This window comes from Fulvivirga lutimaris (genome assembly GCF_009711525.1).
Classification (GTDB): domain Bacteria; phylum Bacteroidota; class Bacteroidia; order Cytophagales; family Cyclobacteriaceae; genus Fulvivirga; species Fulvivirga lutimaris.
The window spans coordinates 22,397-30,046 of record NZ_SMLV01000400.1 but is presented as its reverse complement, the minus strand read 5'-3'; the positions used below and the strand labels follow the sequence as shown (position 1 = coordinate 30,046).

Below are 7,650 nucleotides of genomic sequence, written 5' to 3'. Positions count from 1 at the left end.
ACTTTATATACTGTATCTGTACAAGAATTGATTGTATTATATGAGACATAATGCTAGCAGCCCCATAGGGATTTTTGATAGTGGTATTGGAGGGTTAACGGTTGCTCACGCCATAAGGCAACTTCTACCCAATGAATCCATAATTTATTTTGGTGATACGGCTCACCTTCCTTACGGTGATAAATCCGAGGCGGCAGTTCAGGCTTACAGTATTAAAATCGCAGATGTGCTATTGAATAAAGGCTGTAAAGTAATAGTTATAGCATGCAATTCTGCCAGCAGTGCGGCATACGAATTATTAAAAGAATATACCGGAAAGCGAGCTAAGGTGATCAATGTAATTGATCCTATGGTTAAGTTTTTAAGTGATAACTACCCGAATAGAAAAATAGGTCTTATAGGAACAAAGAGGACTGTTACTTCCAATGTTTATCTCAAAAAGATTAAACAGCTAAAGAAAGATATAGAACTGGTTTCATTAGCAACACCACTACTTGTCCCTATGATTGAAGAGGGTTTTTTTAATAATGCCATTAGCTCTGAAATAATAGAAAAGTACCTGGAGAATAAATTGTTAGATGAAATATCTGCTTTAGTGTTAGGGTGTACACACTACCCATTAGTAAAAGAGCAAATAAGCATATTCTATAATCATAAAGTTGATATTCTTGATTCCTCGCAAATTACAGCGGCTTATTTAAAGTTGTTTTTGGAAGAGGAGGGATTGTTGAATGATGCTAAAAACGAAGAGGATCATTTCTTAGTCTCTGATTATACGGACTCTTTTGAAGCATCAACCAAAATATTTTTTAAAGAGAAGGTACATCTTGAGAAACATCTCTTGTGGGATTAGCTAGGTTTGCTAAATTTAATTTTTGAAATTTCCGATTCAACGGTTCTAGATGTCAACAATAATTTTCTTTCTTCCTTATTTGCTCATTGTGGTGATATTCGCTGTTTACGGAGAAAGGAAAATCTCAGCCTTTATTCAGGATAGATTGGGTCCTATGGAAGTAGGATATTATGGTATCCTTCAGTCAATTGCTGATTTATTAAAATTAATTCAAAAGGAGGATATTGTTCCAAAGGCTGCTGACAAGAAGCTGTTTCTCGTTGCTCCAATATTAATTTTCGTAATAGTTTTCGCAGGATTTTCTTTGCTGCCAGTTACATCAAGCTGGCATGGTGCTACTGCCGAAACAGGCATTTTCTTTCTTTTGGCGATCGTATCACTTGATGTTATAGGCATAATCATGGCTGGATGGGCGTCAAACAATAAATATGCACTATTAGGAGCAGTAAGATCTGCAGCTCAAATAATTGCATACGAAGTGCCTTTAACCTTATCTGTTCTTTGTGTTATTGTTCTTACCCAAACCCTTGACCTTCAGACCATATCTTATCAGCAAGGTATTTGGGTTAATCAGGTAGAGCCAGATTCTGTAAATTACCTATTTGGTTTAATGTCAATAGGCATAGACATTACGAACGTAGGTGGTATATTAAGTTGGAATGTGGTGAGAATGCCTTTTCTGTTTTTAGTATGGGTTATTTTTTTCATTGCCAGTTTAGCAGAGTGTAATCGTGCTCCGTTTGATTTACCTGAGGCTGAATCAGAGCTAGTGGCAGGTTTTCAAACAGAATATTCAGGTTTTAGATGGAGCATCATCATGCTGGCAGAATATGGAATGATGCTACTGGTTAGCATTCTGGGTGTGATACTTTTCTATGGCAGCTGGAATACGCCATTTCCAAATATAGGGTCATTTAAATTGGCAGAATGGACAGGGGGTTTACCTGGTACCACTTCTGGGAATATACTGAGCGCTTTTTGGCTAATTAGTAAAACTTCATTGATGATCTTTTTACAAATGTGGGTCCGGTGGACCTTCCCTCGCGTAAGAATTGATCAATTGATGTCAATTGGCTGGAAATATTTAACACCATTTGCATTATTCTTTTTATTACTCTGTGGCGTATGGAGATTATTGATGATTTAACTATCTTGAAACCGAATTGAAAAACAAATACTACATAGTTGTAATAGTACTGGCTTGTCTTTTGTCTGTTGGCCTTACTAGTAATGCTCAGGATACCCTCCAGCTTAATAAATTACAGAAGCATTATGAACAGGGAAGTGATAGCGTTAAGCTTAGTATTCTATTGAAAATAATTCGTTCTCCAGAATTAGATAATATAGATACAGCTCTTTCATTGTCATTTAAGGCCCTAGACATGGCTACTAAGATGCGAGACAGCCTTAGTATGGCAATTGCTATGAGATCAGTTGGCGCATATTATAATATTTTATCTAGAAACCAGGAGGCTTTAAAATATGATATTGAAGCATTGGATTTAATCAGAAAACATGGTGACGGTGTTCAAGAGTCAAGATATCTGAATAACATAGGTGAAGATTATTACAATCTGGATTTGTATAATGAGGCCTTTGATTATTATAGCCAAAGCCTAGATGCCGCTAGGGATGCCGGAGAAGAGCTGGCTGAGGTTATAGCTACCTATAATATGGGTAGAGTTTTAAGAACAATGGGTCAGAACAAAAAAGCAAAGGAGTATATCCTTGATGCTATGGCGTTGAGTGAAGAGATTGGTGATTTGCCAGGTATAGCTTATGCAAAACATGATTTGGCACTTATTTACATGTCTGAAAATAAGTTTGATGAAGCGCTTAGCGAATTGGATGAAGCATATGTTTTAAGCGATAGTTTGAGTGAAGATATTCTCACACCTCAAATTCTTGTTAAAACCGCCACAGCTTATGATCACAAAGGTGACTATCGTAATGCGCTAAAAAATTATGACAAAGCACTTGATCTTTATAAAAGTCAAAATAATCAAAGTGGAGTTGGAGAATCATATTATGGTAAAGGAAATGTGACCTTACACATGGGCGATGTAATTGGAGCTAAAGCCTATTATCAGCAGTGTGAAAAAATTGCTGATGACATAAAAGACAATGAGCTAATGATTAGTTGCTATAATGCATTGTCTGAACTATATGAGCAAGATAGGAATTTTGAAAGTGCATTGCAGTACTACAAAAAGTATAAGCAACTGGAAGACAGTATTTTTAGCGAAAAAAAGAAAGAGCAATTCGCTCAAATTCAAATTAAGTACGAAACGGCCAGAAAGGATATTGAAATTGAATTGTTAAACCAAAAAGAAGAGCAACAAGTAGCCAAGCTTAAAAATGAGGAATTTATTAGGAATATACTTGTGGTTATTCTGGCATTTACTGCTGTGTTACTTTTCTCGCTTTATAAGAACAATGAAAAGAGGCGCAAAATAAATGAGCTGCTAATTGAGCAGCAAAAAGAGATTAAATCTAAAAGCAAGGAGCTCTCGAGCTTACTTGAAATGAAGGATAAATTCTTCTCGATTGTCTCTCACGATTTAAGATCTCCAATTAACGCTCTGGTAGGTATTTTAGACATTTTACATGAAGGGAACCTGACCCAGCAAGAGTTGAAAGACGTAAGCCTTTCTTTAAAGGTAAGGTTGGATAATACCAGAAAGCTGTTGGATACATTATTGGATTGGGCGATGCTTCAGATGAATGAAATCAAAATTCAAAAGGAAGATATAGAACTCAACAAGCTAGTTGAAAGTAACTTGGCCTATTTTAGAGAAGTAGGAGATAAGAAAATCGATTTTATCAATTCTGTTAAAGGAGAGCAAATGGTTTCTGCTGATAGAAACATGCTTGACCTCATAATCAGAAATCTCGTTTCTAATTCCATAAAATTTACTGATGAAGGAGGTAAAGTAGAGGTTACAACTGAATTCGGCCCAAAGAAATCGTTGATAGTATTGATCAAAGATAATGGCATTGGTATGTCAACGGATCAAATGGATAAACTATTTGATACCAACACTTTATATACCACCAGAGGTACTGCGAACGAAAAAGGTACCGGTTTAGGCCTTAGACTTTGCAAGGAGTTTGTAGAGCGTATGGGGGGTAATATATGGGTAGAAAGTGTGGAAGGAAAAGGAAGCACCTTTAAATTTACCATAAACAGGGCCTGAACTGCCTAACATTTCATATTTTCACGCTTAGAGAATTTAAGCACCTGTTTTTTTATGATTTCTACCTATTGGCAAAACATAAAATCAGCATTTTCAACTTCACTGTCGGGACTAAAAACAACTTTCAAGCATTTTGTTGAAGCCCGTCATGTTCATAAGCCTGTTGGTATAAGTAGTCCCGATTATTTCAATCAGGATAAGGGCATCATGACGTTGTCATACCCACATGAAAGCCTTCCAATTCCTGACAATGGTAGGTATAAGCTTCATAATGAAATTGATGACTGTATTGTTTGTGATAAATGTGCCAAAGTTTGTCCTGTAGACTGTATTGATATAGAACCTATCAGAGCGGTTTCTGAAATAGGTAAAACTTCTGATGGTACTTCAAAAAGAATACACGCAGCTAAATTTGACATAGATATGGCCAAATGCTGCTTTTGCGGACTATGTACCACTGTTTGCCCTACAGAGTGCCTTACCATGACCAAGTCGTTTGATTTTAGCGAATATGATGTTGATGATCATACCTATTCTTTTGCTACAATGACTCCCTTGGAAATTCTTACTAAGAAAAAGGAGCTTGAAGAATTTGAAGCTTCAAAAAAGAAGACACAAGAGGCTGCTGCTCCCAAAACAGAGCGTAAAGCTGACTCTGAGCCGAGCGCAGAAAAAAAGAAACCTGCAAAGCCTGTGTTTAGGCCACGCCCTATGATAAAGAAGAAGAAAGATGGAGATGCTTGAGATCTTGTTCTACATAATTGGTGCCCTGGCCTGTATCTCTGCTGGGTTTATTTTGTTTACAAAAAACATTCTATATGCAGCTTTTGCTTTGGTGGTAACATTACTATGCATCGCTGCCCTCTATATTTTTTCTAATGCTGAGTTCATAGCGGTCTCACAAATCATGATTTATGTTGGCGGAATTATAGTACTTATAATTTTTGGTATTATGCTTACTGCTAAAATCAGGGATGAGAAAGCTCTGGTTGGAAGCCACAACAGGTTTTTAGCATTTGCATCATCCGCAGCCATTTTTGTCATGTTAATTTCAGTAATTGGTACGATCAATTTTACTCAATATCAGGCAGTAACTGGTTCAAATCTTCATAAGATAGGTGAGGGTATAATGACGGATTATTTATTGCCTTTTGAACTCATGGCAGTGTTACTTTTGGTTGCTCTTATAGGCGCCACAGCTATTGCTTCTAAAAAGGAAGGAGGAACAAGTTGATACCAATTGAATTGTATTTCAACCTTAGCGCTTTTTTGTTTGCCGTTGGCTTGGGAATAGTTATTACTAGAAAGAATGCCATTTTTGTTTTAATGGGAATTGAGTTGATGCTCAATGCCGCGAACATTAATTTTGTGGCCGTTAGTCAGTCTGAAAGTGGTTTGTTAGAAGGTCAGTTTTTCGCACTTTTTGTTATCGTAATAGCTGCTGCAGAGGCTGCCGTGGGATTGGCTATTGTTTTGAAAGTATATAGCTACTTCAAAACAATTGATTTGGATAGGGTAAATGAATTAAAAGGATAGAAGGTATTGGATAGCATCGAACTTTTACCCTGGGCGGCACCAACAATAATAGGACTAGTAATTTTCTTACTTCCATTATTGTCATTCTTAATCCTAAGTATAAGCAGCAAATCTTCAGAGGTATTGGTGAGCAGAATTGCTTGTGGAATATTACTGATTGGAACACTAACGTCCATCCTAATAGCCGCAAATATTGGTACTCATACCATCCACACCCGCCTAAAATGGTTTGAGTGGCAAGATGAGTTGTGGACTTCCGGTATTCGAATTGATTTTATTACCGGAGTGATGCTTGTCATCATAAACCTGATATCATTTTTGGTGCATTTGTTTTCATTGGAATACATGAAAGGCGATGAAGGTTACAAAAGATATTTTGCCTTCCTTGGGCTCTTCACATTTGCTATGTTAGGCATTGTGCTATCAGATAATTTGCTCGTAATATTCATTTTTTGGGAGCTGGTTGGCCTTTCTTCATTTTTACTTATCAGTCATTGGTTTAATAAGGAAACTGCTGCTAAAGCGGCCCAAAAAGCATTTATTACTAACAGAATTGGAGATATAGGTTTTATAATCGGACTTGGTATACTTTGGGCGCAGTATCAAACTTTTGACTTGTCAATACTGGCCGGTGAATTTAGTAAAAGCGTGTTTATGGGAAATTTATGGTCACGACCAGAGGTCGTACCCATGCTTATTTCATGGCCAACATTGGTGGGACTTGGTTTGTTTCTAGGTGCCGTTGGTAAGTCAGCACAGTTCCCCCTTCAGGTCTGGTTACCTGATGCTATGGAAGGACCTACTCCAATTTCTGCATTAATTCATGCGGCTACCATGGTGGCCGCTGGGGTTTATTTATTAGCCAGAATATTCTTTTTACTAAATGCTGATGCATTGGTAATCATAGCATTTATAGGAGCAATAACGGCTTTCATGGGAGCCATTGCTGCCTTAACTCAAAACGATATTAAAAAGGTACTGGCCTTTTCCACTATCTCACAACTTGGTTATATGGTTATGGGTATCGGAGTTGGTGCTTATCAGGCAGCTACCATGCATTTATTCACCCATGCCTTTTTTAAGGCAGGACTATTTTTGGCGGCAGGTTCTATCATTCATTTTCTCCATAAGGCAAATCATGATTCAGACTTTGATGCTCAGGATATGAGGAACATGGGGGGATTGAGAAAGGCGTTGCCTATTACTTATATCACTTTTCTGGTTTGTAGCCTAAGCTTAATAGGAGTTCCATTTTTTTCAGGATTTCTCACTAAAGATGCTATTCTGCTCGAAGCGATGGAGTGGGCAAGTTATAAAGGGTTTACTTTATATGGCTTGATTCCAATTTTAGGTTTTGTAACTGTTTTGCTTACTACTATTTATGTATCTCGTCAGTTGATACTTGTATTTTTTGGATCATTTAGAGGAGGTGATATTGAAAAAGTTGTGGAAAATTCAATGATCATAAAAGTTGTGCTTTCAATATTGGCACTGGGGTCGATAGGGTTTATATGGTCAATTAATCCTTTTTCTTTTGATAGTGCCTGGATGTTGAATTATTACTTTTCACCTAAGTCAATATATAGCCATGCTATACAGGTTAGTGAAACAGTTAACTTTCATTTGATAACGGTAATTGCCTCAGTTGGACTCATTGCTATAGGCATGTCTTATTCCTATAGAAAGTATTACAATAAACCTGTGGCTGATAATAAGCAGGTTCAGTCTTCATTTCTTCATAGGTTATCATTAAGCAATTGGTTTTTAGATACTATATATCAGAAGGTCATTGTGACACGACTTGTGGCAGTTGGTAAATATGTAGCGCTGTTTGAAGCAAAAGTCATTGATAGAGCGGTAAACCTGTTGGGAATTTTGGTGACAGTATTTTCTCATATTGTTGGATGGTTCGACAGAGCTATTGTAGATGGAGTTGTGAGCATCACCGTATTCACCACAGGTAGAATTGGCGTGCTAACGAAATCAGTGCAGGGTGGAAAAGTGCAGCAATATATTCTTGCTGCGGTAATAGGTTTATTAATTATTATATTTTTGCTGGCTTAA

Annotated in this window: 7 protein-coding genes; all 7 read left to right on the top strand. The window is 37.1% G+C overall.

Going from position 1 to position 7,650, the window contains the following annotated elements:
- Window positions 1-40 precede the first annotated feature (40 nt).
- From murI to nuoL, 7 genes are read left to right on the top strand one after another with little or no spacing between them, the layout of a single operon-like run.
- Window positions 41-853, top strand: coding sequence for a glutamate racemase (gene murI / locus E1140_RS13835; RefSeq protein WP_155184876.1), 813 nt, complete (start codon window positions 41-43; stop codon window positions 851-853).
- Window positions 854-902: 49 nt separating this feature from the next.
- The gene (locus E1140_RS13830) at window positions 903-2,000 is read left to right on the top strand and encodes a complex I subunit 1/NuoH family protein (RefSeq protein WP_155184873.1); all 1,098 of its coding nucleotides are present in this window, start codon (window positions 903-905) and stop codon (window positions 1,998-2,000) included.
- A gap of 16 nt (window positions 2,001-2,016) precedes the next feature.
- Window positions 2,017-4,050, top strand: a complete 2,034-nt coding sequence (locus E1140_RS13825; protein WP_155184870.1) for a tetratricopeptide repeat-containing sensor histidine kinase — start codon at window positions 2,017-2,019, stop codon at window positions 4,048-4,050.
- A gap of 54 nt (window positions 4,051-4,104) precedes the next feature.
- The gene (locus tag E1140_RS13820) at window positions 4,105-4,794 is read left to right on the top strand and encodes a 4Fe-4S dicluster domain-containing protein (RefSeq protein WP_155184867.1); all 690 of its coding nucleotides are present in this window, start codon (window positions 4,105-4,107) and stop codon (window positions 4,792-4,794) included.
- Entirely contained in the window at window positions 4,787-5,284 is a 498-nt protein-coding gene (locus E1140_RS13815; protein WP_185153592.1) for an NADH-quinone oxidoreductase subunit J family protein, read from the top strand. Before E1140_RS13820 ends, E1140_RS13815 begins: the two co-directional genes overlap by 8 nt.
- Window positions 5,281-5,586, top strand: a complete 306-nt coding sequence (gene nuoK, locus E1140_RS13810; RefSeq protein WP_155184861.1) for an NADH-quinone oxidoreductase subunit NuoK — start codon at window positions 5,281-5,283, stop codon at window positions 5,584-5,586. The genes E1140_RS13815 and nuoK overlap by 4 nt, the downstream gene beginning before the upstream one ends.
- Window positions 5,587-5,592: 6 nt before the next feature.
- Entirely contained in the window at window positions 5,593-7,650 is a 2,058-nt protein-coding gene (nuoL, locus tag E1140_RS13805) for an NADH-quinone oxidoreductase subunit L (protein WP_155184858.1), read from the top strand.

Coding starts and splice junctions, on each gene's coding strand:
- E1140_RS13820 (WP_155184867.1), top strand. CDS start 4,105: ATGATTTCTACCTATTGGCAAAACATAAAATCAGCATTTTCAACTTCA.
- murI (WP_155184876.1), top strand. CDS start 41: ATGAGACATAATGCTAGCAGCCCCATAGGGATTTTTGATAGTGGTATT.
- E1140_RS13815 (WP_185153592.1), top strand. CDS start 4,787: ATGCTTGAGATCTTGTTCTACATAATTGGTGCCCTGGCCTGTATCTCT.
- E1140_RS13830 (WP_155184873.1), top strand. CDS start 903: ATGTCAACAATAATTTTCTTTCTTCCTTATTTGCTCATTGTGGTGATA.